Source organism: Nonomuraea sp. H19 (genome assembly GCF_052068215.1).
GTDB lineage: Bacteria > Actinomycetota > Actinomycetes > Streptosporangiales > Streptosporangiaceae > Nonomuraea.
Map to the genome: position 1 here is coordinate 145,632 of NZ_JBQHCV010000014.1, position 21,597 is coordinate 167,228.

Annotated in this window: 19 protein-coding genes; 5 read left to right on the forward strand and 14 right to left on the reverse strand. The window is 69.9% G+C overall.

Annotation, left to right across the window (positions count from 1 at the left end):
• Nucleotides 1-11 precede the first annotated feature (11 nt).
• From ACTMTI_RS29920 to ACTMTI_RS29940, 5 genes are all read right to left on the reverse strand, one after another.
• Complete coding sequence (locus ACTMTI_RS29920) at nt 12-437, reverse strand: protease inhibitor I42 family protein (RefSeq protein WP_441123891.1); 426 nt, start codon at nt 435-437, stop codon at nt 12-14.
• The gene (locus ACTMTI_RS29925) at nt 434-1,381 is read right to left on the reverse strand and encodes a YihY/virulence factor BrkB family protein (RefSeq protein ID WP_441123892.1); all 948 of its coding nucleotides are present in this window, start codon (nt 1,379-1,381) and stop codon (nt 434-436) included. Before ACTMTI_RS29925 ends, ACTMTI_RS29920 begins: the two co-directional genes overlap by 4 nt.
• 3 nt (nt 1,382-1,384) lie before the next feature.
• A complete protein-coding gene (locus ACTMTI_RS29930) occupies nt 1,385-2,011 on the reverse strand; it encodes a DUF3618 domain-containing protein (RefSeq protein WP_441123893.1) in 627 nt (208 codons plus the stop codon).
• Nucleotides 2,008-2,388: a phage holin family protein gene (locus ACTMTI_RS29935; protein ID WP_441123895.1), complete on the reverse strand. Its 381-nt coding sequence runs from the start codon at nt 2,386-2,388 to the stop codon at nt 2,008-2,010. Before ACTMTI_RS29935 ends, ACTMTI_RS29930 begins: the two co-directional genes overlap by 4 nt.
• 63 nt (nt 2,389-2,451) lie before the next feature.
• Nucleotides 2,452-2,616: a hypothetical protein gene (locus ACTMTI_RS29940; RefSeq protein WP_441123896.1), complete on the reverse strand. Its 165-nt coding sequence runs from the start codon at nt 2,614-2,616 to the stop codon at nt 2,452-2,454.
• A gap of 122 nt (nt 2,617-2,738) precedes the next feature.
• Here ACTMTI_RS29940 and ACTMTI_RS29945 point away from each other — a divergent pair, with 122 nt between their 5' ends.
• Nucleotides 2,739-5,723: a DEAD/DEAH box helicase gene (locus ACTMTI_RS29945; protein ID WP_441123897.1), complete on the forward strand. Its 2,985-nt coding sequence runs from the start codon at nt 2,739-2,741 to the stop codon at nt 5,721-5,723.
• A gap of 2 nt (nt 5,724-5,725) precedes the next feature.
• Entirely contained in the window at nt 5,726-6,487 is a 762-nt protein-coding gene (locus ACTMTI_RS29950) for an SWIM zinc finger family protein (protein WP_441123898.1), read from the forward strand.
• Between the two features lie 88 nt (nt 6,488-6,575).
• Here ACTMTI_RS29950 and ACTMTI_RS29955 read toward each other — a convergent pair whose 3' ends face one another.
• The 8 genes from ACTMTI_RS29955 to ctaD form a co-directional block, all read right to left on the reverse strand.
• Nucleotides 6,576-7,514 (reverse strand): diacylglycerol/lipid kinase family protein, encoded by a 939-nt coding sequence (locus ACTMTI_RS29955; protein ID WP_441123899.1) that lies wholly within the window; start codon nt 7,512-7,514, stop codon nt 6,576-6,578.
• Between the two features lie 93 nt (nt 7,515-7,607).
• Nucleotides 7,608-10,352, reverse strand: coding sequence for an immune inhibitor A domain-containing protein (locus tag ACTMTI_RS29960; protein WP_441123900.1), 2,745 nt, complete (start codon nt 10,350-10,352; stop codon nt 7,608-7,610).
• A 123-nt stretch (nt 10,353-10,475) separates the two neighbouring features.
• Nucleotides 10,476-10,817: a fumarate reductase subunit FrdD gene (gene frdD, locus ACTMTI_RS29965; RefSeq protein ID WP_441123902.1), complete on the reverse strand. Its 342-nt coding sequence runs from the start codon at nt 10,815-10,817 to the stop codon at nt 10,476-10,478.
• Nucleotides 10,814-11,221 carry a hypothetical protein gene (locus tag ACTMTI_RS29970; RefSeq protein WP_441123903.1) on the reverse strand — a complete coding sequence of 136 codons (408 nt, stop codon included), beginning with the start codon at nt 11,219-11,221 and terminating at the stop codon, nt 10,814-10,816. Before ACTMTI_RS29970 ends, frdD begins: the two co-directional genes overlap by 4 nt.
• A complete protein-coding gene (gene sdhB, locus ACTMTI_RS29975; protein ID WP_441123904.1) occupies nt 11,218-11,979 on the reverse strand; it encodes a succinate dehydrogenase iron-sulfur subunit in 762 nt (253 codons plus the stop codon). The genes ACTMTI_RS29970 and sdhB overlap by 4 nt, the downstream gene beginning before the upstream one ends.
• Complete coding sequence (gene frdA, locus ACTMTI_RS29980) at nt 11,972-13,705, reverse strand: fumarate reductase (quinol) flavoprotein subunit (RefSeq protein ID WP_441123905.1); 1,734 nt, start codon at nt 13,703-13,705, stop codon at nt 11,972-11,974. The genes sdhB and frdA overlap by 8 nt, the downstream gene beginning before the upstream one ends.
• A gap of 6 nt (nt 13,706-13,711) precedes the next feature.
• Complete coding sequence (locus ACTMTI_RS29985) at nt 13,712-13,945, reverse strand: hypothetical protein (RefSeq protein ID WP_441123906.1); 234 nt, start codon at nt 13,943-13,945, stop codon at nt 13,712-13,714.
• A 67-nt stretch (nt 13,946-14,012) separates the two neighbouring features.
• A complete protein-coding gene (ctaD, locus tag ACTMTI_RS29990; protein ID WP_441124031.1) occupies nt 14,013-15,692 on the reverse strand; it encodes an aa3-type cytochrome oxidase subunit I in 1,680 nt (559 codons plus the stop codon).
• Between the two features lie 287 nt (nt 15,693-15,979).
• Between ctaD and ACTMTI_RS29995 the strand changes: the two genes are divergently transcribed.
• On the forward strand, nt 15,980-17,185 hold the full coding sequence (locus tag ACTMTI_RS29995; protein ID WP_441123907.1) for an aminotransferase class I/II-fold pyridoxal phosphate-dependent enzyme: 1,206 nt from the start codon (nt 15,980-15,982) through the stop codon (nt 17,183-17,185).
• A gap of 2 nt (nt 17,186-17,187) precedes the next feature.
• Here the strand turns inward: ACTMTI_RS29995 and ACTMTI_RS30000 are convergent, their stop codons facing one another.
• Nucleotides 17,188-17,739 carry a hypothetical protein gene (locus ACTMTI_RS30000; RefSeq protein WP_441123908.1) on the reverse strand — a complete coding sequence of 184 codons (552 nt, stop codon included), beginning with the start codon at nt 17,737-17,739 and terminating at the stop codon, nt 17,188-17,190.
• Between the two features lie 70 nt (nt 17,740-17,809).
• Between ACTMTI_RS30000 and ACTMTI_RS30005 the strand changes: the two genes are divergently transcribed.
• On the forward strand, nt 17,810-19,171 hold the full coding sequence (locus ACTMTI_RS30005; protein ID WP_441123909.1) for an FAD-binding oxidoreductase: 1,362 nt from the start codon (nt 17,810-17,812) through the stop codon (nt 19,169-19,171).
• A 167-nt stretch (nt 19,172-19,338) separates the two neighbouring features.
• The gene (locus tag ACTMTI_RS30010) at nt 19,339-21,567 is read left to right on the forward strand and encodes a protein kinase domain-containing protein (protein ID WP_441123911.1); all 2,229 of its coding nucleotides are present in this window, start codon (nt 19,339-19,341) and stop codon (nt 21,565-21,567) included.
• Nucleotides 21,568-21,597: the final 30 nt, after the last annotated feature.

Here is a 21,597-nt window from a genome sequence, read left to right on the forward strand (position 1 = left end):
CTAACGCGAAATCACTTGACGGTGACAGCGAAGATCGCCTCGCCGGACTGCCGTCTGCTCTCCTCGGTGAGCGGCGTCTTGCCCTGGCCGCAGCGCCAGCAGTTGAGCAGGCGGATCTCGGTCGTGCCAGGCCGCTTGGCGTTGAAGACGAAGTATGTGGTCCCGCCGGATCCAGGCGCGTCGCCCTCGCTCTCGCGCTCCTGGCTGATGAACGAGGCCACCTTCGAGTCCGGCATGGTCCGCAGCGACCAGCTGTCGCCCACGGACGGGTTGTCGGCCACGGCCAGCGAGAACCGCTGCCCCGGCCGCAGCTCGACCTGCACGGTCGTGCCCTTGGCGCCCCGCACCACCGTGCCGAGGTCGCTCACCGCCGACCCGCCGCCGCATCCTGCCACCTGCAGGGCGAGCAGGGCGGCGACGGCCATTCGTCGCATCATCCTGGCAGGCTATCGGCCTGCGGCGGGTCGCGTGGCTCCGCGTACGGTTCCCGCTCGGCCGGCTGACCTGCGGCGATGAGGCGCGCCCTGATCAGCTCGGCGTCCAGCTCCGCGCCGAACAGCAGCGCCATGTTCGACAGCCACAGCCAGACGAGGAATACCACCACCGCCGCGAGGGTCCCGTACGTCCGGTTGTAGGAGCCGAAGTTCGCCGCGTACAGCGCGAACCCGCCCGAGACCACCACCCACAGCACCACCGCGAGCACGCTCCCTGGCGTGATCCAGCGCACGCCGGGCTGGCGCACGTTGGGGGCCGCCCAGTACAGGAGCATGACCAGTCCGGCGGCGACCAGGACCAGCAACGGCCATTTGACGACGTTCCAGGCGAGCACCACCGCGCTCTCCAGGCCCAGCGCGTGGCCCACCACCCTGGCCAGGTCGCCGGTGAGGGTCACCGCGATCGTGCCGGCGGCCAGCAGCACGGTGGCCAGCACCGTGAGGCCGATCCTGAGCGGGGTCAGCTTCCAGAACGGCCGGCCCTCCTCGATGTCGTAGATCGCGTTTCCCGCCCTGATGAAGGCCGCGATGTAGCCGGAGGCCGACCAGAGGGCGAGCAGCAGCCCGGCGATCGCCACGAGGCCCGCCATGCCGCCGCCGCCCTGGGCCGCCGCCGCGCCCCGCACGATCACGTCGCGTACCTCGGCCGGCACCAGGACCACGATGCCGCCGATCAGCGCGGCCGCGTCATTCCTGCCGAGCAGCCCGAACACCGACACCAGCACGATCAGTGCCGGGAAGATGGACAGCACGGCATAGTACGTGAGCCCGGCGGCCAGGTCCTGGACCCGGTCGTCCTTGAACTCGACGACCGTCCGCCTCACCACGTTCCACCAGGCTCTGCGGGGCAGCTCGGCCGGCTGGTCCGGGACGTCGGGGCGGGACACGCCCTACTTGGCCGTGCGGCGCCGGATCACGCGGCGCACGACGAAGGCGACCACGGTGCCCGCGGCGGCGATGAGCAGCACGGGCCGCTTCTTGAGCACCGCCGTGACCTCCTGGACCTGCTCCTGCGCCGTCTCGCTGACCTTGCCGACCGTCTCTGACGTCTTGTCCTTCACCGTCCCCGCCGTGCCGGCCGCTCTGCTCTTGGCCGTCTCCGCCGCGCCGGCCGCCCTGCTCTTGGCCGTCTCAGCCGCGCTGCTCGCCCGGCCCTTCACATCGGCCTTGCCGGCCAGCGAGTTCACCGTCTCGCCGAGACCCTCTCGCGTTTCCTTGATGTTCTTGCGCACGTCTGCCTCTTCCTCGCCGTAGTCCCCCTGCGTCCCTCGCAAGGACTCCTCCTCGGTCCGCAGGCTCTCCGTGTCCTCGGACCGCTCATCTCGTATGGGGGCTTGGGGAATGAATGTCTCGTGTCCTTCACGGGCGGCTTCCGCCTCCCGCGCGTTCTCCGCCGCACCGGGGCGCGTCGGCGGCACGTTGATGGACTCGCCCTCCGTCGGCGTGCCCACGGTCGCCCTGCGCGCGCCGACGTTGCCGGCGTGCTGTTCGCTGTATCCGGGGTCGGTCTCGCTCATCGACGTGCCTTCTCCCTGACCATGTCGATATCGGCCTTGACGCTCGCGATGGCCTCCGTCGGAACCGGAGGGCCGGCCCGTTTCACCTGACTCTTACCGATCAGGCCCAGCAGGGCGGCGACGATGAACAAAGCGCCCGCCACGATGGCGGCGGCCGCCCAGCCGGGCATGACCAGAGCGAGGAGCAGCACAACAGCCGTCACGAGCGCGGCGCCGCCGAGGAACGCGATCGTCCCGGCCGCGCCGAACAGGCCCGCGCCGAGACCCGCGCGCTTGCCCTTCTCCGCGAGCTCCAGTCTGGCCAGGCGAAGCTCGTCCTTGACGAGCCTGGAGACCTGCTCGGAGAGGTCGTTGACCAACTTGTGGGTGTCGTTCACGACGTTCGCCTCCTCCGCTGAGGAAGGCGACTACCCAGACAAATGGCCTTCTATCGCGCCTTGCTACCGCTTAGCGGCCTTCAGCAGGAATCCCAGAACCGACAGCACCGGGTCTTTCTGCACCTCACACCAGTTTTCCGGCTGCTTCGGCTTGCTCCACGGGGACGGGAGCTCGCAGGAGGGAACCTGCGGCTTGGGCCGCTCGCACCACGATCCGGGAGGGTTCATACCATTTATTCTACTACTTCAGAAATGACTTATATAAGCTCACCCGCAACCCTCGATTCCTCCTTCGAGAAGATCCAGCAGTGGTAACGAACCTGATCTTCCGTGGGCGGAGGTAACCTGCCTTGGTGCTGGTACACGGGGTTTGGACGGCGGATGGGCTCGCCTTCTGGGCGGAGGCCGCCGACGGCGATCCCGCCTCCCACAACCCCGCCGCAGCCGCGCCATCGGCTGGTGGTCGATCTCGGCGGAGTGGGGTTTCGCGTCCGCACCCCTTTGCCGTGGCCGCGTCCGGCGTCGCCGCCATGCTGGGCCTCGACGATGCGCCGGTCGGGACACTGGAGCTGCTGCTTCCCGGCTCGGCCCGCGAGCCGCTGCCGTCGCCGGAGACCGGGCGACTGCTGGAGGCGGCCCGGCCCCGGCTGCGGCTGTGGCAGGTCCCGGCTGTCGTGCCGCCCGCCACGGAGGCGCTGCGGGTGCTGGCCGAGCACACCGGCGGCACCGCCACCGTGCGCCACTGGACCGCCGTCGCCGATTTCGCCCGCGACCTGGTGGGCCGCGGCCGCGTCATCCCGCAACTCGTCCGCGCCACCGCCGCCCTGCCCGACGCGCAGTCCATGTGGGCGATTCCCGGGGCTGACGCGCGGGCGGTGTGGCGGCCCGTGGTGACTGGGCTCGATGCCGGATATTTCCGGGAGCTGGCGCTGGCCATGCCGCCCGCGTGCCGTACCTCCCGCACCGAGCGCCCCTCCGCCGACGTCCTGCGTGAGGCGCTCGAGGCGTTCACGGACGCCCTCGTCCGCCAGGCCCTCACGGAGCCGCTCATCGCCCGCCCCAGGACCCTCCAGGACCGCTGGCTGGCCGCCCTGACCGGCGCGGACCCGTCCTGCCCCGACGTCCCGGAGCTGCGTCAGGAGCTGGAGAGCTGGCACGCGGGCGCGACCACGGCCGAGGGCGCGGCCCGGGTGTGCTTCCGCCTGCTGGAGCCGGCCGATACCGACGACTGGCGGGTGGAGCTGGCGCTGCAGGCCGCCGACGACCCCAGCCTCTACGTCCCGGCCGAAGAGGTGTGGCGCGGCCAGGGCCTGCCCGGCCTGCCCGCGAGCCCGGAGCGGGAGTTCCTGGCCGGGCTGGGCCGGGCCGTCCGGCTCTATCCCGAGCTCGACCGCGCCCTTCGCGTCCCGCGGCCGAGGGAGCTGAGGCTGGACACGGCGGGGGCGTTCGGGTTCCTGCGGCAGGCGGCGCCGTTGCTGCAGGCGGCCGGGTTCGGGGTGCAGCTGCCGCGCTGGGCGGGCCGCACCAGACTCGGGTTGAAGCTGACCACCAGGACCAAGACGCAGACGGCGGCCGTGAGCCAGGGGTTCGGGATGCGCGAGCTGGTCGACTTCCGCGTCGATCTGGCGGTGGGCGACGAGACGATCAGCGAGGCGGAGCTGGCCGAGCTGGCCCGGCTGAAGGTGCCGCTGGTCAGGGTGCGCGGCCAGTGGGTGGAGCTGGACGACAGGCAGCTCAAGGCGGCGCTCAGGGCCGTGGAGGGCAACCGCACGGGCGAGGCGGCGGCGGCCGACATCCTGCGACAGGTGATCCAGGGTGCCGACGACGAGCTGCCGCTGCTGGAGGTCGACGCCGACGGCGTGCTCGGCGACCTGCTGTCCGGCCAGGCCGAGCGGCGGCTCCAACCGATCAGGACGCCCGGGGGCCTGGACGCCACGCTCCGGCCCTACCAGGAGCGCGGCCTGGCGTGGCTGAGCTTCCTGTCGGAGCTGGGCCTCGGCGGGGTGCTGGCCGACGACATGGGGCTGGGCAAGACGGTCACCACGCTGGCGCTGCTCGTCCACGAGCGGGCCACCACGCCGACGCTGCTGGTGTGCCCGATGTCGCTGGTGGGCAACTGGCAGCGGGAGACCGCCAGATTCGCCCCGGGGCTGCGCGTCTACGTGCACCACGGCAGCGGCCGCGACCCCGCCGAGTTCGCCGGCGCCGACCTCGTCATCACTACCTACGGCACCGCGCAGCGTGACCTGGAGACGCTCAAGCGGCACGAATGGCGCCGGATCGTCTGCGACGAGGCCCAGGCGATCAAGAACAGCGCGACGTTGCAGGCCCAGGCCGTACGGTCGATTCCGACGGGCACCAGGCTGGCCCTGACCGGCACCCCGGTCGAGAATCACCTGGCCGAGCTCTGGTCGATCATGGAGTTCGCCAATCCGGGGCTGCTGGGGCCGCGCTCGCGATTCAGGACCCGGTTCCAGGAGCCCATCGAGGCCCGCCAGGACGAGCAGGCCGCCCGGGCGCTCAGGCGGGCGACGGGCCCGTTCATCCTGCGCCGCCTCAAGACCGACAAGTCCATCATCTCCGACCTGCCGGAGAAGCTGGAGGTCAAGGAGTGGTGCCCCCTCACCCCGGAGCAGGCCTCGCTCTACCAGGCGGTCGTGGACGACATGCTGGCCAAGATCGACGACAGCGAGGGCATCGAGCGGCGCGGCCTGGTGCTGTCGGCCATGGCCAAGCTCAAGCAGGTCTGCAACCACCCGGCCCACCTGCTCAAGGACGGCTCCCGCCTGGCGGGCAGGTCGGGCAAGCTGACCCGTCTGGAGCAGCTGTCGGAGGAGATCCTGGCGGAGGGCGAGAAGGCGCTGCTGTTCACCCAGTACGCGGAGTTCGGCACGCTGCTGCAGCCTTACCTGGCGCAGCGGCTGGACCGGCCGGTCCTGTGGCTGCACGGCGGGCTGCCGAAGAAGACCCGCGACCGCCTGGTCGAGCGGTTCCAGAACGACACGGAGCCGATGCTGTTCGTGCTGTCGCTCAAGGCGGCCGGCGTCGGGCTCAACCTGACGGCCGCGAGCCACGTGATCCACGTGGACCGCTGGTGGAACCCGGCCGTCGAGGACCAGGCCACCGACCGCGCCTTCCGCATCGGGCAGCGCAAGAACGTGCAGGTACGCAAGCTCATCTGCGCGGGCACGCTGGAAGAACGCGTGGACGAGATGATCGAGCGCAAGAAGGCCCTGGCCGAGCGGGTGGTCGGCAGCGGCGAGGAGTGGCTGACGGACCTGTCCACCGACGAGCTGCGCGAGGTCTTCCGCCTCACGGCCGAAGGGGTGAGCTGACGATGTCCGGCTGGTACGACGGGCCGATCAAGGTCGAGGGCGGCATCAGGGCCCGCACCCGGCGCGGCTCCATCGGCTCGACCTGGTGGTCGCGGCGGTTCATCGACATCCTGGAGCGCATCTGCGACAAGGGCCGCCTCACGCGCGGCCGGGCCTACGCCCGCCAGGGCCAGGTCCTGTCGATCGACCTGTCCCCTGGCGAGGTCAAGGCCGCCGTGCAGGGCTCGCGGCGCACCCCGTACAACGTCGAGGTCAAGATCGAGGCGTACGGCGAGCGCCGGTGGGCCGCGCTGGAGGAGGCCATCGCGGCGCAGGCCGTCTACCGGGCCAAGTTGCTGGCCGGCGAGATGCCGACGGAGATCGAGGAGCTGTTCGCCGCGCTCGGGGTGGATCTGTTCCCGCGCGATCTGGACATGGACTGCTCGTGCCCCGACTGGGGCTTCCCGTGCAAGCACCTGTCGGCGGTGCTCTACCTGCTGGCCGAGTCGTTCGACGACGACCCGTTCCTGGTGCTGGCCTGGCGCGGGCGCACCCGGGAGCAGCTGCTGGGATCGCTGGCGGAGGTGCCGGAGGATCGGCTGCGGGTGCTGGACGTGCCGTTCGCCGACCGGCTGGCCGACTTCTACGCCCCGGCCGCGACGGCACACCGTCCGGAACGCCGCCCGGCGACCGCCGCCCCGGACTTGCTGCTACGCGTCTTCCCGCCGCCCGGTGACCTGGCGCGCACGCTCGCCCCGGCGTACCGGAGGCTGGCGGACTCCTGACGCGCTCACTGGCGGCGGCATGGGGTCCTGTCGGCGACGGATCGCCGCGGTGGGCGCGGCCGTGGTTACGGGCTCGGGCGCCGGCGGGTCAGCGGTCCTCGAAGGAGGCCGGGACCATGACGCGTACCCCGTTCGGGACCACGCGGAGCCGGATCGGGGTGCGCAGCCGCACCTCGCCGTCCACGTCGGCGGCCATCGGCGGGTCGGTCTCCAGCAGCATCTCCCGCCCCATCACGAACGGCCCCCCGGCGAGGCTGCGCCAGCGGCCGGTGGTCGCCCTGATCAGGGTCTCGCCGAGCAGCCGCAGCTTCTTGCCGGAGCCGAGCTGGTAGGCCACCAGCATGCCGTTGTCGATGCTGATGTCCTTGGCCACCTGCCAGCCGCCGTGGAAGCGGCCGTTGGCGATGTTGAGCTGGTGGGTGAGCAGCTCGTGGCGCTGCCCCTCGACCGTGATGTAGGCCCGGAACGGCTTGTGGTTCGGCAGGATCGTCAGCGCGGTCAGCGGGTAGGCGGGGCGGCCGATGATGCGCTTGAGCCAGGGCTTGACCTTGCCTGCCACCTCGACGGAGACGCCGAAGCTGGCCAGGTTCGCGAATTCGCGGTCGTCGGCCATGCCGAGGTCGATGTCGGCCACCTTGCCGGTGGCGAACACCTTGATCGCGCCGGCCAGGTCGAGCGGGAGGCCCAGGCTGCGGGCGAAGTTGTTGGTGGTGCCGAGCGGCAGCACGCCGAGCGCCACGTCGCGGTGTGCCACGTGGCGCACGGCGGAGGAGAGAGTGCCGTCGCCCCCGCCCACGATGAGCAGGTCGGGATTGGTCTCCAGGGCCGTGTCGAGCAGGTCGCGCAGCCGTTTGGGGTTGTAGACCGACAGCTCGGCCAGCGGCTCGAACCCGAGGTTGTGGATCTGCTCGATCACCTCGAAGTAGTGGCGGCGGCCCCGGCGCGAGCGAGTGTTCACCACCACAGCCACCCGGCGATCCCTCAGGATCGCCTCAGTGTGCTCGGTCTTGGTGCGCAGTTCGCTCATGGTCATCAATCGTAGGCGCATCAGCCGCTACCTTCGGCCGACATCGGCCGCGGGCGGCGGAGGGGCCGCCGGGAACCCCGGCGGCCCCTTGCTTCACTTCTTCGGCGGGACCACCTGGACGATGGCGCCCAGGTTGCCCGGCAGCGGGCTGACCAGCTTGAACTGCACGCCCAGCGCCTTGCCCTCGTCACCGGGGTTGCCGGTGCCGAGCACCGAGCCGGCGGCCACCTGGCCGTACAGCTCCGTGGCGGGGGTGCCGTCCGCGTGCACCACGCGAGTGGTGTACGTCTGGTCGCCCTTCGACGGCACGACCACCGAGGCGTCGAAGTCGCGGTAGGCGAGGGCGCCGTTGAGCACTTCGAGGCCCGGGTACCAGGTCTTGGCGTCGGTGAAGGCCGAGACGCCCTTCTGCGCGGGGAAGTCCGTGCAGTACTCGCTGAACGGCTCGTCCGGCGCCTCCAGGCACTCCTTGAACGGGTACGTCTTGCCGAACCCGAACGCGGCGTTGGACGTCTGGACGCGCCCCTGGAGGTTCTTGTTGGCCGTCGGGTCCTTCTCGGCCGCGGTCCCGGTGCGGCGCAGCGGATCGTAGTGCGAGTCCACGATCAGCAGGCTGCCCTTGGGCCCGAGGCTCGGCGGGAGCCGCAGGGTGCTGCCGAGGTTGTTGTTGATGTACGTCGAGTCGCGGTACCACACCAGCAGGCCCGGCGCGTTGTACTTGATCTTCTGCACCTTCCACGCCCCGTCGCGGGAGTAGTCGGTGTCGTAGGCGTACTGCAGGCCCTTGTCGAAGCCGTCGAAGTTGCGCCACTCGGCCAGGTAGAAGCGGGAGATCTCGCGCTCGCCGTTGTTGCGGGTCCAGCCCTGGCCGCTGGTGTTGGTGAACGTGCCGCCGACGGCCTTCCACCCGTTGTCGCCGCCCTCGACGTCGTCGCTCCACACGGCGGTGCCGCCGTTGGTGAGCTGGAAGTCGTCGGCGTGCCAGCCGCGCTCCTGGAAGGCGGCGTCGGTGTTGAACGTCAGCCGCAGCTTGATCGTCTGCCCGGCGAACGGCGTGAGGTTCACGTAGTCGTGCCGCCAGCCGCCGCTGTCACCCGTGAGGCCGTACTTCTTGTTGCCGAAGGCCTTGAGGTTCTTGTTCGGGTCCGGGTAGTCGTCGGGCGTGCTGACCTCGTTGCCGGCCTCGTCGAAGACCTTCTGCTGGGTCCACGTCTCGCCGCCGTCGGTGGAGACCTCGACGAAGCCGAAGTCCCAGTCCTGCTCGATCACGTAGTTGTTCCACATCCACAACCTGAGATCGGTGCCCGCGGGGACGGGCAGGTCGCGGGTCAGCGTGAGGTTGGCCCAATCCTGGTCCAGGCCGCTCCACCAGGCGTTCGCGCCGCTGTGGACGTCGATCATCTTCAGCGGTGTGGAGGCCAGGTTGACGCGGACGCCGTCGGCGGTGAGCTTGGGCGTGCGCGAGGACTGGCCGACCGTGACGAGCTTGGCGGCGTCGCCCGGGTTGAACACCTTCGGGTTCGCCCAGCCGAGCACCCACTTGTCCCACAGGCCCATGTGGGACGGCATGGACTGGAAGATCGGCCCGGAGTGGGAGCCGCTGGACATCAGGTCCCAGAAGTCGACGGCCGAGCTGGCCTGGCCCGAGGTGTCGTACAGGTCGGGCAGGCCCAGGTCGTGGCCGTACTCGTGGGCGAAGACGCCGACGCCGGAGTCCTCGGGCTGCACGATGTAGTTGGAGATCTTCTTGTCGGTGCCGGGGACCTTGTAGCCGCCGGCGACCGCGCTGGAGTGCGCCCAGATGGCGTAGGTGCCCTCGGCGCCGCCGCCGGAGGACTTGTCCTTGCCGGAGTGCACCAGCACCAGGTGGTCGATGACGCCGTCGGGCTCCTGGAAGTTGCCGTCACCGTCGGCGTCGGAGATGTCCTCGAGGTCGTAGTCGGCCCACGGGAAGTCCGGCTGGGTCTGCGCCAGGGTGTCCACCGAGTCGATGGCGAGCTGCTGGGCGCCGAGCGGGTTGTCGGGGTGGCCGGACATGTCCTGGGGCGCGCCGCCGCAGGCCGCGGCGCCGTACCAGGCCTCGGAGTGCGGGACCTTGATCCAGCCGACCGCCGAGCCGGTGACCGAGTAGGCGCCCTTCGACATCTCCTCGTACATCTTCTTCATCGTGAAGCCGGAGATGTCGATGCCGGACTTGCCGTCGCGCGGGTCCTTCAGGTCGGGGCGGACGCGCTCGGTGATGCCCTTGTCGGTGTAGAGCATCTTGTTGAAGTGCTCGGGGCTGAAGTCCTTGACCCAGAAGGAGTTGTTGTCCTTGTGCGGCAGCGTGGCCGGGTCGGGGATGTTGTTGTGCAGAGGACCGTTCTTGACCGTGCCCGGGGGCTCGACCAGGCAGTCGTCGGTCCCGCTGTTGACGGTGCGCAGCCGGTTGAATCCGGAGAAGTCGTCGTTGGCCTGCTCGTTGAACTCGACGAGCAGGGTCAGGAGCTTGGCCGTGCGGGTCTGCTTGGAGTTCTTGAAAATCCATTCAGCGGGGTTGCGGCCGGTCCTGATGGCCTCGTTCTCGCGGGCGGCGAGAATGCGGCCGGCGGCCGGGTTTCCGCTGGTGAACTTCCTGTCGAACTTCTGCGCCGGGGTGAGCGAGCGCGCGTTCTGGCCGGTGAGGCCCGGCTGTTGTGGATCGTTCTCGACCTGGGGCGGAGCGTAATTGATGTAGAAGTCCGATGCCGACGGCTGATAGCCGGCAACGGACTCCGCCTGAGCGGTGGGCGCGGACAGGGCGGCGCCGAGGAGAGCCACCGCCGGGAAGGCCGCTAATAAGCGCTTCGTTTTGGGCACCAGGAACCCTCTCTGCCCGGGATCTGCCGGGCGCATGGCCATAGGGGTGTGCAATGCCGGACGCTAAGGCCTTAATAATCCGGTCGTAAAGCACGTTGTTGAAACGTGATCAAACTACGACATTTAGAACATCAGGCGCGCGGCCACCACGCCGCCCGCGATGGCGCCGCCGTAGCAGATCACCGCTATCAACAGGTCGAACCTGGCGATGCCGAGCAGCTCCTCGCTGGTGAACCTGATCCGGTGCGCGGCGTGGAAGAGGCACAGCACGACGACCACGAGCAGGGCGAGCCGGACGAGCACATGGTCCACGAGCGCGCGCAGGTGCTCGGCACTGGGCCAGTCGAGCACGCCGAGCGGCATGAGCACGCCGAACAGCAGCACGAGCACCGGCAGCAGGAGCGCGGCCACCACTCCCCCGCTGCTGAACAGCAGCCACAGGTACGGCTCCGGCGTGCGCTTCATGGCGACCTCAGGACGAAGTAGGCGATCACGGCGGAGATCAGCGCCCAGAGCGTGTGGTTGCCGCCCTGGATCATCCAGGCGGGCACCCGCCAGCCGTCCAGGCGGACGACGGTGGCCTTGGGCGCGAGGTTCAGGAAGGTGATGGCGTGAAAGCAGGTCGCGGCGAGGGCGACCACGTTGATCGCGATCATCCACGGCTGGGCGGCCAGCACGGCGAACTCCCGCAGGCCGCCGCCGAACACCGCGCTGGCGAGCATGAGGATGAAGACGATCGACCAGGCCACGAAGACGCTGGTCAGCTCGCGCAGCACGAAGACGGTGTAGTTGCGGCTGCGGGCGAACCACAGGTGGTCGCGCCGGGGCCGGTAGCCCACCCTGGCGGCCGGGATGCTCTCGTCGCTCATCGCTTGCTCCACGGCAGGACCGAGCGCAGGGCGGCGGTCAGCTTGTAGCGCTGAATGGCCTCGGCCGGGTCCACGTGCTTGGGGCAGACCCGGGTGCACTCGCCGACGAAGGTGCACCCCCACACGGCTTCGTCCAGGTTGAGCACGTCGAACCTGTCGCCCATGTCACGCGAGTCCAGGTTGTAACGCTGGGCCAGGGCGATGGCGGCCGGGCCGAGGAAGTCGGGGTCGAGCACGTAGACCGGGCAGGCCGAGTAGCAGAGCATGCAGTTGATGCACATGCTGTACTGCTTGTACGCCTCCAGCTGCTCGGGCGTCTGGGCGTACTCGGTGGTCAGCGGCAGGTCCTCGCCCTCCCTGATCAGCCAGGGCCGCACCGACGACAGCTTGGCCAGGAAGTCGTCGATGTCCACGACCAGGTCCCTGATGACGGGGAAGCCCTTCAACGGCTCGATCTCGACCGGGCCCTCGCCGTACTCGCTGAGGAAGGTGCCGCAGGTCAGGCGGGGCTCGCCGTTGACGGTCATGCCGCACGAGCCGCACACGCCCATCCGGCACGACCAGCGGTAGGACAGGCTGCCGTCGAGCTGGTCCTTGATGTAGTTGAGCCCGTCGAGCACCGCCCAGTCGGCCATGAGCGGCACGTCGTACCCCTGGAAGGCCGGCTCGGCGTCCTCGCCGGGCCGGTAGCGCGCGACCTTCATCCTGATCGTGCGCGTGCCCGCCTCCTGCCGTACCGCTTCGGTCGTATCAGTCACGGCCGTAGACCCTTTCTCCCGGAGGCCAGCGGGTGATCGTCACGGGCAGCAGCCCGACCGACGGCGTGCCGTCGGGCGCGCGGTGCACCAGCGAGTGGGCCAGGTAGGTCTCGTCGTTCCTGGCGGTGAAGTCGGTGCGCTGGTGCGCGCCGCGCGACTCCTGCCTGTTCAGCGCGCAGGCCACGATCGTCTGCGCGATCTCCAGCATGGCGTGCAGCTCCTGCAGGGTGATCAGCTCGGTGTTGAACGCGGCACTCGTGTCGTCCACACGTGCCTCCTCGGCGCGCTCGCGCAGGTCGGCGAGCGTGTCGACGGCCTTGGTGAGCACGTCGCCGGCGCGGTAGATGCCGGCCGCCCCTTCAAGCGTGTGCTGCATCAGCTCGCGCAGGTCGGCGATTCGCTCGCCGGTCCTGCTGCCCTCGCGCAGGCGTTCCAACCGCCGCCGCTCGTCATCGCCCTGGCTGCGTACGGCCGCCGCCTCGGCGTCCCGGTGGGAGCGGGCGAACTCGGCGGCGGCGATGCCCGCCCGGCGGCCGAAGACGAGGCACTCCGGCAGCGAGTTCGAGCCGAGCCGGTTGGCGCCGTTGATGCTCACGCAGGCGGTCTCCCCGGCCGCGTACAGCCCGGCGACGGGGGTGGCGCCGTCGATGTCGGTGTGGACGCCGCCCATCATGTAGTGCACGACCGGGCGTACCGGGATGAGGTCGGTGGCCGGGTCGAGGTTCTGGTAGCTCCTGCACAGCTCGCGCACGAACGGGATGCGGGTGTCGATCTTGTCCTCGCCTAGGTGGCGCAGGTCCAGGTAGACCACGGGGCCGTACGGGGTGTCGACGGTGCGGCCCATCTCCTGCTCGTGCACGAACGCCTGGGAGAGCCGGTCGCGCGGACCCAGCTCCATGCTGCGCAGCTTGGGCGTGGGCGTGGGCTTGCCGAGGTCGTAGTCCTGCAGGTAGCGGTAGCCGTCCTTGTTGAGCAGCCAGCCGCCCTCCGCCCTGGCCGCCTCGGTGATGAGGATGCCGGTGAAGGGCAGGCCCGTCGGGTGGTACTGGACGAACTCCATGTCCTTCAGCGGCGCCCCCGCGCGGTAGGCCAGGGCCATGCCGTCGCCGGTCTTGATGGCGGCGTTCGTGGTGAAGGGGAAGACGCGGCCGCATCCGCCGGTGGCCAGGATGACGGTCCTGGCCGGGATGGTCTCGATGCGGCCCGTCCTGATCTCGACGGCCACGACGCCGTGGACGCGGCCGTCGTCGACGACGAGCTTGGTGACGAACCACTCGTCGTACCTGATGACGTCCTGATATTTCAGGGATGTCTGGAAGAGGGTGTGCAGCAGGTGGAAGCCGGTCTTGTCGGCGGCGTACCAGGTGCGCATCTTCTTCATCCCGCCGAACGGGCGGACCGCGACGCGGCCGTCGCTCTCGCGGCTCCACGGGCAGCCCCAGTGTTCGAGCTGGATCAGCTCGCGCGGCGCCTCGGCCACGAACGCCTCGACCGCGTCCTGGTCGCAGAGCCAGTCACCGCCGGAGATCGTGTCGTAGCAGTGCTCGTCGAGAGTGTCGCCGATGCCGATCACCCCGGCGGCGCCGCCCTCGGCGGAGACCGTGTGACTGCGCATCGGGTAGACCTTCGACACGACCGCCACCTTCAGCGACGGGTCCAGCTCGGCGACCGCGATGGCCGCCCGCAGGCCCGCTCCGCCTCCTCCGACGATGAGCACGTCGATCATGTTCGTTCAGCTCCCGTGGTCGGGTTGGATCGGGTCCTTCACCCGCTTGCCGTCGTGGCGGATGGCGGACAGATGGATGCTTCCGTCGTGGTACTCGTGCCTGATCCGGCGACAGCCGCAGTCGAAGAACTGGTCACGGATCACCAGGCCGTAGCCGTCGTCGTCGACGAGGCGCTCACCACCGGACCTCTCGCCGCAGGGGGCCGTCTCGGGGTCGAAGGGGATCTTCGTGCCTGTCATCGCCGATCTCCTTAGATGGGCGAAACGTCACCTCCACACAAGCACCGCGCCCCGGTTCGGGGAAGGGTCAGCCGGGGGTCTCCTCGCGCGGCGGGATTTCGGGGGCCTCGCCCTGCTCCACCACGGAGGGCTGTTCCGCCTCCTCCTGGGGATAGTGCAGGTCGAAAGCGGGCCGTTCGGAGCGGATCTGCGGGATGCTGACGAAGTTGTGCCGCGGCGGCGGACAGCTCGTGGCCCACTCCAGCGAGTTGCAGTAGCCCCACGGGTCGTCCAGCGTGACCTTGGGCGCGCGCTTGGTCGTCTTGATCACGTTGTAGAGGAACGGCAGCGTGGAGGCGCCGAGCAGGAACGCGCCGACGGACGAGACCTGGTTGAGCAGCGTGAAGCCGTCGCCGGCGCCGTAGTCGGCGTATCTCCTGGGCATGCCGAGCTGCCCCAGCCAGTGCTGCACCAGGAACGTGGTGTGGAAGCCGACGAACAGCGTCCAGAAGTGGATCTTGCCGAGGCGGTCGTCGAGCATCCTGCCGGTCATCTTCGGCCACCAGAAGTAGAACCCGGCGAACATCGCGAACACCACCGTGCCGAACACCACGTAGTGGAAGTGGGCGACGACGAAGTAGGTGTCGCTGATGTGGAAGTCCAGCGGCGGCGAGGCGAGGATGACCCCGGTGAGCCCGCCGATCAGGAACGTCACCAGGAAGCCCACGGCGAACAGCATCGGCGACTCGAAACTCAGATGCCCCCGCCACATCGTGCCGATCCAGTTGAAGAACTTCACCCCGGTCGGCACCGCGATGAGGAACGTCATGAACGAGAAGAACGGCAGCAGCACCTGGCCGGTGGCGAACATGTGGTGCGCCCACACGGTCATCGACAGCCCGGCGATGGCGATCGTGGCGCCGACCAGCCCCATGTAGCCGAAGATCGGCTTGCGGCTGAAGACCGGGATCACCTCGGTGATGATCCCGAAGAACGGCAGCGCGATGATGTAGACCTCGGGGTGGCCGAAGAACCAGAACAGGTGCTGCCAGATCAGCGGCCCGCCGTTCTCGCTCGCGAAGACCTGCGTGCCCAGTTTGCGGTCCGATTCGAGCACCAGCAGCGCCGCGGCCAGCACCGGGAACGCCATCAGCACCATTGCGCTGGTCAGCAGCACGTTCCAGGTGAACAGCGGCATCCGGAACATGGTCATGCCGGGCGCCCGCATCCCGACGATCGTGGTGATGAAGTTGACCGCGCCGAGGATCGTGCCGAGCCCGGACATGGCCAGGCCCATGATCCACAGATCGCCCCCGATCTGCGGCGAGTAGATCGACGACGACAGCGGCGTGTACGCGAACCACCCGAAGTCCGCCGCCCCGCCCGGCGCGAAGAACCCGGCCAGCACCATCAGCCCGCCGAACAGGAACAGCCAGTACGCCACCGCGTTCAGCCGCGGGAAGGCGACGTCGGGCGCGCCGATCTGCAGCGGCATGACCACGTTGGCGAACCCGGCGAACAGCGGCGTGGCGAACAACAGCAGCATGATCGTGCCGTGCATGGTGAACAGCTGGTTGTACATCTGCTGGCTGACGAGGTCCATGCCGGGCTGCGCGAGCTCGGCGCGAATGATCATGGCCATGACGCCGGCCGCGAGGAAGAACCCGAACGACGTGATCAGATAGAGATACCCGATGACCTTGTGGTCGGTCGTCGACAGCCAGGAGACGGCGACGGTCCCGGTGCGGCGGCGCCTGACCTGTTCCATCGAGGTCTCTCGAACGGTCGTCACGGCTGCTCCCTCCTGTGCGGAGTGGTAGGTGCAGAGACCGCTACTGCGCTGGACCGCCTAGGCAGCCCAACGTGGCTTGCCCCGATGTACCCATTCCACGCCAACGATCGCCGCACGGGAAGCCGTTCTTTAACATTCGCCGCCCATGTCTTTGACCGGCCCCGGCCGAGCCCCGGACGCCGTCCCACATTGCGGATATTTACCGGCTCACCTGGTGGCGTCTTCTATCCTTCGTAACCGAACCGACTCGGAGGAGAGATCTCGTGACCGCTCAGCGTGACTACGCCGCCCTCGTCCAGCGAGGGCTCTCGCTCGACCTCACCAGAGGCAAGCCGTCGCCGCGCCAGCTCGATCTCTCCGACGACATGCTCAAGCTGCCGTCGACCTACAGGGCGGCGGACGGGACCGACGGCCGCAACTACGGCAACCTTCAGGGCCTGCCCGAGCTGCGCGAGCTGTTCGGGCCGCTGCTGCAGGTGCCCGCCGAGCAGCTCGTCGTGGGCGGCAACGCCAGCCTGGCCCTCATGCACGACACGGTGGTGCACGCGCTGCTCACCCCGGTGCCGGGCGCGGCGCGCCGCTGGGTGGAGGAACCGGAGATCACGTTCCTGTGCCCGGTGCCCGGTTATGACCGGCATTTCACGATCTGCGAGCGGCTCGGGATCAAGATGGTCCCCGTGCCCATGAACGCCGACGGCCCCGACATGGACGTCGTCGAGCGCCTGGTCGCCGCCGACGCGAGCGTCAAGGGCATGTGGTGCGTGCCGAAGTACAGCAACCCGTCCGGCGTCGTCTACAGCGACGAGACGGTACGCCGGCTGGCCGCCATGCCCACCGCCGCCCCCGATTTCCGGATTTTCTGGGACAACGCGTACGCGGTGCACCACCTCACCGACACCCCGGCCGAGCTGGCCGACCTGCTGGCGCTGGCCGCCGCCCACGGCAACGCCGACCGCGTGTTCGTCTACGCCTCCACCTCGAAGGTGACGCTGGCCGGTGGCGGCGTGTCGTTCTTCGGCGGCTCGCCGGCGAACGTCGAGTGGTTCCTGTACAACACCGGCAAGCAGTCCATCGGCCCGGACAAGATCAACCAGCTGCGTCATGTGGAGTTCCTGCGCGACGCCGCCGGCGTGGCCGCGCACATGCGGCGGCACGCCGAGCTGATCGGGCCGAAGTTCGAGCTGGTCGACAAGGTGCTGAGCGAGCGCCTCGGCGACCTCGCGACCTGGACGAGCCCCAAGGGCGGCTACTTCATCAGCCTGGAGGTGCCGCACGCGGCCGAGGTGGTGGCCAGGGCCAAGGCCGCGGGCATCGCGCTGACGCCCGCGGGCGCCACGCACCCCTACGGCCAGGACCCGGCGGACCGCACGATCAGGATCGCGCCGACCTACCCGGAGCCGGACGAGCTGGCGCAGGCCATCGACGGCCTGGCCGTCTGCGTCCGCCTGGTCGCGGAGGAGCGCGGCTGAGGCTACCGGCCGGACCTGAAGCCGAAGATGTACTCGCGCGTCTCGCTCGGATGGAACGAGACGCCGACCCCCGGCTCGAAGGCGACGTTGTCGCGGGCGCAGTAGTAGAGGCTCTTCCAGACGGCCAGGGCCTGCTCCCTGGCCGGGGCCTCGACGTGGTCGCGCTTTCGGGCGCCGTACGAGCCGAGCACGTTCAGCAGCCCGAACCCCCAGAACAGGCCGGTCAGGCAGAACGGCGCGAGCAGCACCTCGCCCCACTGGGCGTCCTGCCCCATCGCGATCACCAGCGACACCACCAGGTGGATCAGCGCGGCCGCGCAGAGCAGGATGTAGCCCTGGTTCCTCGCCCACGGCGTGTAGTGGCGGCTGGGGAACGACAGCCACACCGCCAGCTGCGTCCGGCTCATGACGTGTTTGGACGCGCCCAGGGCCGGCCCGGTGGGCAGATCGGCGATCTCGCGTGCGCCGGGCAACCTGACACGCCCGATCTTGTACGTGGTCCCCGCCGCGACCGCTCCGGGGACCGCGACAACCTGGTCAGTCTCCGAACACACCGGGCACCTGACTTTCACCTGGGCAGTTTGTCCGTTAGGGCCGCGCTGCGCAAACCATAGGCTGCTGGGTGTGAGACCGATTGATGCCTTGGTGAACTCCCTGTCCGATGCTCGCGTCCTGACCGACCCCGACGTCATCGACTCCTACGCGCGCGACCGCACGTTCCTGGAGCCCGGCAAGCCGCTCGGCGTCGTGCTCGCCGCCTCCCGCGACGACGTGGTCACCACCATGAAGTGGGCGAGCGAGCACCGGGTCCCGGTCGTGCCGCGCGGCGCGGGCACCGGGTTGGCGGGCGCGTCCGTCGCCGGCGACGGCGCGATCATCCTGTCGCTGGCCAGGATGACCGCGATCAGAGAGCTCTCCCCCGCCGACGAGATCGCCGTCGTCGAGCCCGGCGTGATCACCGCCGACCTGGACCGGGCCGCACGGGAGCACGGCCTCATGTACGCGCCGGACCCGTCGTCGTACGAGATCTCCACGATCGGCGGCAACCTGGCGACCAACGCCGGCGGGCTGCGGTGCGTGAAGTACGGCGTGACCAGGGACTCGGCCCTCGGCCTCGAAGTCGTGCTGGCCGACGGCCGGATCCTCGACACCGGCCGGCGCACCATGAAGGGCGTCACGGGCTACGACCTGACCGGCCTGTTCGTCGGCTCGGAGGGCACGCTGGGCGTCATCACCGCGGCCACGGTACGCCTGCGCCGCGCGCCGGCCGGGCCGCCCGCGACGTTCGCGGCCGAGTTCGGCTCGCTCAGGGACGCGGGGGCGGCCGTGTCGGCGATCATGGCGGCCGGCTGCCAGCCGTCGCTCATGGAGCTGCTCGACCGGGCCACGCTGAAGGCCATCAACGATATGCGCAACTTCGGGCTGGAGGCCGGCACGAAGGCCATGCTGATCGGCCAATCCGACGCGGCGGACGGGCAGGCGATGGCCGAGCGGATGGAGCGCATCTGCATGGACAACGGCGCCTCGTTCGTGGCCGTGTCCTCCAGCCCGCAGGAGACCGAGGAGCTGATCGGGCTGCGCAGGATGGCCTACGACGCCAAGGAGCGGCTCGGGGCGTGCCTGGTGGAGGATGTGTGCGTGCCGCGTTCCGCGCTGCCCGACATGATCACCTCGATCGAGGAGTCCGCGGCCCGGCACGGGGTGCAGATCTGCACCGTCGCGCACGCCGGGGACGGCAACGTGCATCCCGTCTTCATCTTCGACCGGGGCATGGCGGAGCCGCCGGCCGAGGTGTGGGCGGCGGCGGACGAGGTGTTCACCCGCGCGCTGGAGCTCGGTGGCACGCTCACCGGGGAGCACGGTGTGGGCCTGCTCAAGCAGCGCTGGCTGGCCATGGAAGCCGGCCCGGTGGCCGCGGAGGTCCAGCGGGGCATCAAGGCGGTGTTCGACCCGCTGGGCATCCTCAACCCGGGCAAGGCGATCTGAGCGGGCTTGACCAACCCGTGACCTTGGGCGTCAACGCGCACACCACCAGGGACGAAACACTGACTTCCTGGGTCAAAACACGAAACTTCTGTTAGGTCCAGCAGACGCCTCAAGCATCACGCTGGTAGCGTCTTGCCTCATCTATTGGGTTGTGATGGGGGTCCGACGTGAATCAGTTCCAGCCGTTGGCGGCGGACGACCCGCGGCGGCTGGGGGCGTACGACATCGTCGCCCGGCTCGGCGAGGGTGGCCAGGGCGTTGTCTATCTGGGCAAGAACGACTCCGGCGAACAGGCCGCGGTCAAGCTGCTGCATCACGCCCTGGTGGCCGATGCCGACGCCAGGACCCGTTTCCTGCGCGAGGTGGCGGTGGCGCAGCGGGTGGCCAGGTTCTGCACCGCTCCCGTGCTCCACGCCGACCTGGACGGGAGCCGGCCGTACATCGTGAGCGAGTACGTCCCCGGCCCCTCTCTGCGTGAGCTGGTCATCAACGAGGGGCCGCGCCGAGGGGCGGCGCTGGAACGGCTCGCGATCAGTACGGCCACCGCGCTCGCGGCCATCCACCGCGCCGGGATCCTGCACCGCGACTTCAAGCCCGCCAATGTGCTCATGGGACCCGAGGGTCCCGTCGTGATCGACTTCGGCATCGCCCGCGCGCTGGACTCCCCCGGCGCGACCGCCACGGGGATGGCCATGGGAACGCCCTCGTACCTGGCGCCCGAGCAGCTCAGCGGGGCCCCGGTGGCGGAGGCGGCCGACGTGTTCGCCTGGGGCGTCACGATGGTGTTCGCGTCGACGGGCAAGCCCGCTTTCGGCGCGGACTCCATTCCCGTGGTGATGAACCGGATCCTGAACGAGGAACCGCAGCTGGGCGGCATGGACGGCGTGCTGGCCGAACTGGTGGCCGCCTGCCTGTCCAAGGACCCGGCGCTGCGGCCGAGCGCCGACGAGCTCATCACCCGCCTGACCGGCCAGCCGGCCCCGAAGTCCGCCATCGAACCGGTGACGGGCAGCACGCCCGCGGGCCCGGCGGCGGCAGCCGCGGTGGCGGGCACCGGCACCGCGGGCGGCCCCGGAGCCGAAGGCGGCCCCTCTCAGGGTGGCCAAGACTCCTATCCGGGCCCTTGGACGCAGCTGACCGGCCCTCAGGCCATCCCGTCGCCGCAGCCGGGCCAGCCCGGCCCTCCGCAGACCGGGCCTTATGGCCGCCCGGCCGCGGCCGCGCACAACGGCCCCGCCCAGGGCTCCCCGATGACGAACGGACCGGCAGGCGGCTCACAGCCCGGCCCTGCCGGTGGCCCTCACCCCGGGGCACCCGGCGGGCACCAGCCCGCGATGCCCGGCAACGGTCCGCAGGCGGGCATGCCCCAGGGAGGCCCGCAGGCGGGCGCACCGCTCGGCGGCCACCAAGCCGCCGCGTCCGGCATGCCACCGCACGGCCCCGGCCCCTTCAAGGCCGGAGCCCCAGGCGGCCCCGGCGGGCCGGCCCGGCCGGGCGGCTCCTCGCTACCCGGTGACGGCGCGCCCGCGAAGCAGCGCCGCACGCTGACCTTCGCCCTGTCCGGAGCCGCGGCCGCGGCCCTGCTCGTGGTCGTCGGCGCCGTCGTGGTGCAGGCGCAGAGCCGGGAGGTCCCGGTGGTGGCCGTGCGGGACACCAGCCAGCACAGCCCGGGTGACGGTTCCGGCGCCGGCCAGGGCGAGCCGCCGACGGCCGGTCCGACCGCCGACCCGGTCATCCCGACGGACACCTCCCAGCCGATTCCCACCTTGGACATCGAGGTGCCGGAGGAGCCCGAGAAGACCGAGAAGCAGGGCAAGGAGCCCATCTCCCAGGTCCCGAACCCGGTCACCGAAGCTCCGAGGCCCCAGGTCACGACCAAGCGGCCCGAGCCCGAGCCCACGCCGTCCCCGACCAAGACGAAGAAGACCAACCTGGTCGAGCCGGACGTGGAGCCGACGACACAGGAGTCGGCACCGCCGACCTCCGCCCCGACGAGGACGGTTCCCAGCCAGCCGACCGCCAGGCCGACGACCGCCAAGCCCACTGTGAAGCCCACCGTCGCGCCGAAGCCGAACCCTTTCAAGCCCGTCGCGCTGTGTGGCTCCGGCTACAAGATCATCAACTCTCGGGCCCTGGGCTCCAACGCCACGATCTACTTGCTCTACAACTCGGCCGCCCGTAAGAACTGCGTGGTCACGATGTCGCGCCTGGTTCATCCGGGCAAGGTGCACATGAATGCGATCCTCCAGGTCAAGGGAGGCGCCAGCGCCAGCAATGCCGGCAAGTTCACCGCATACGCGGGTCCCATCCGCCTGCCCGCCTACAAGAAATGCGTGATCTGGGGCGGTTCGTGGGGCGGCCAGACCTGGAAGTCCGGCTGGAGCCACTGCACCTGACCTCGTTCGGCTGTGACGAAAACCCCGCCC

Excerpts from the sequence above, each read along its gene's own strand:
- ACTMTI_RS29920 (WP_441123891.1), bottom strand. The coding sequence starts at position 437 with ATGATGCGACGAATGGCCGTCGCCGCCCTGCTCGCCCTGCAGGTGGCA.
- ACTMTI_RS29930 (WP_441123893.1), bottom strand. The coding sequence starts at position 2,011 with ATGAGCGAGACCGACCCCGGATACAGCGAACAGCACGCCGGCAACGTC.
- ACTMTI_RS29940 (WP_441123896.1), bottom strand. The coding sequence starts at position 2,616 with ATGAACCCTCCCGGATCGTGGTGCGAGCGGCCCAAGCCGCAGGTTCCC.
- ACTMTI_RS29950 (WP_441123898.1), top strand. The coding sequence starts at position 5,726 with ATGTCCGGCTGGTACGACGGGCCGATCAAGGTCGAGGGCGGCATCAGG.
- ACTMTI_RS29955 (WP_441123899.1), bottom strand. The coding sequence starts at position 7,514 with ATGAGCGAACTGCGCACCAAGACCGAGCACACTGAGGCGATCCTGAGG.
- frdD (WP_441123902.1), bottom strand. The coding sequence starts at position 10,817 with ATGAAGCGCACGCCGGAGCCGTACCTGTGGCTGCTGTTCAGCAGCGGG.
- ACTMTI_RS29970 (WP_441123903.1), bottom strand. The coding sequence starts at position 11,221 with ATGAGCGACGAGAGCATCCCGGCCGCCAGGGTGGGCTACCGGCCCCGG.
- frdA (WP_441123905.1), bottom strand. The coding sequence starts at position 13,705 with ATGATCGACGTGCTCATCGTCGGAGGAGGCGGAGCGGGCCTGCGGGCG.
- ACTMTI_RS29985 (WP_441123906.1), bottom strand. The coding sequence starts at position 13,945 with ATGACAGGCACGAAGATCCCCTTCGACCCCGAGACGGCCCCCTGCGGC.
- ctaD (WP_441124031.1), bottom strand. The coding sequence starts at position 15,692 with ATGGAACAGGTCAGGCGCCGCCGCACCGGGACCGTCGCCGTCTCCTGG.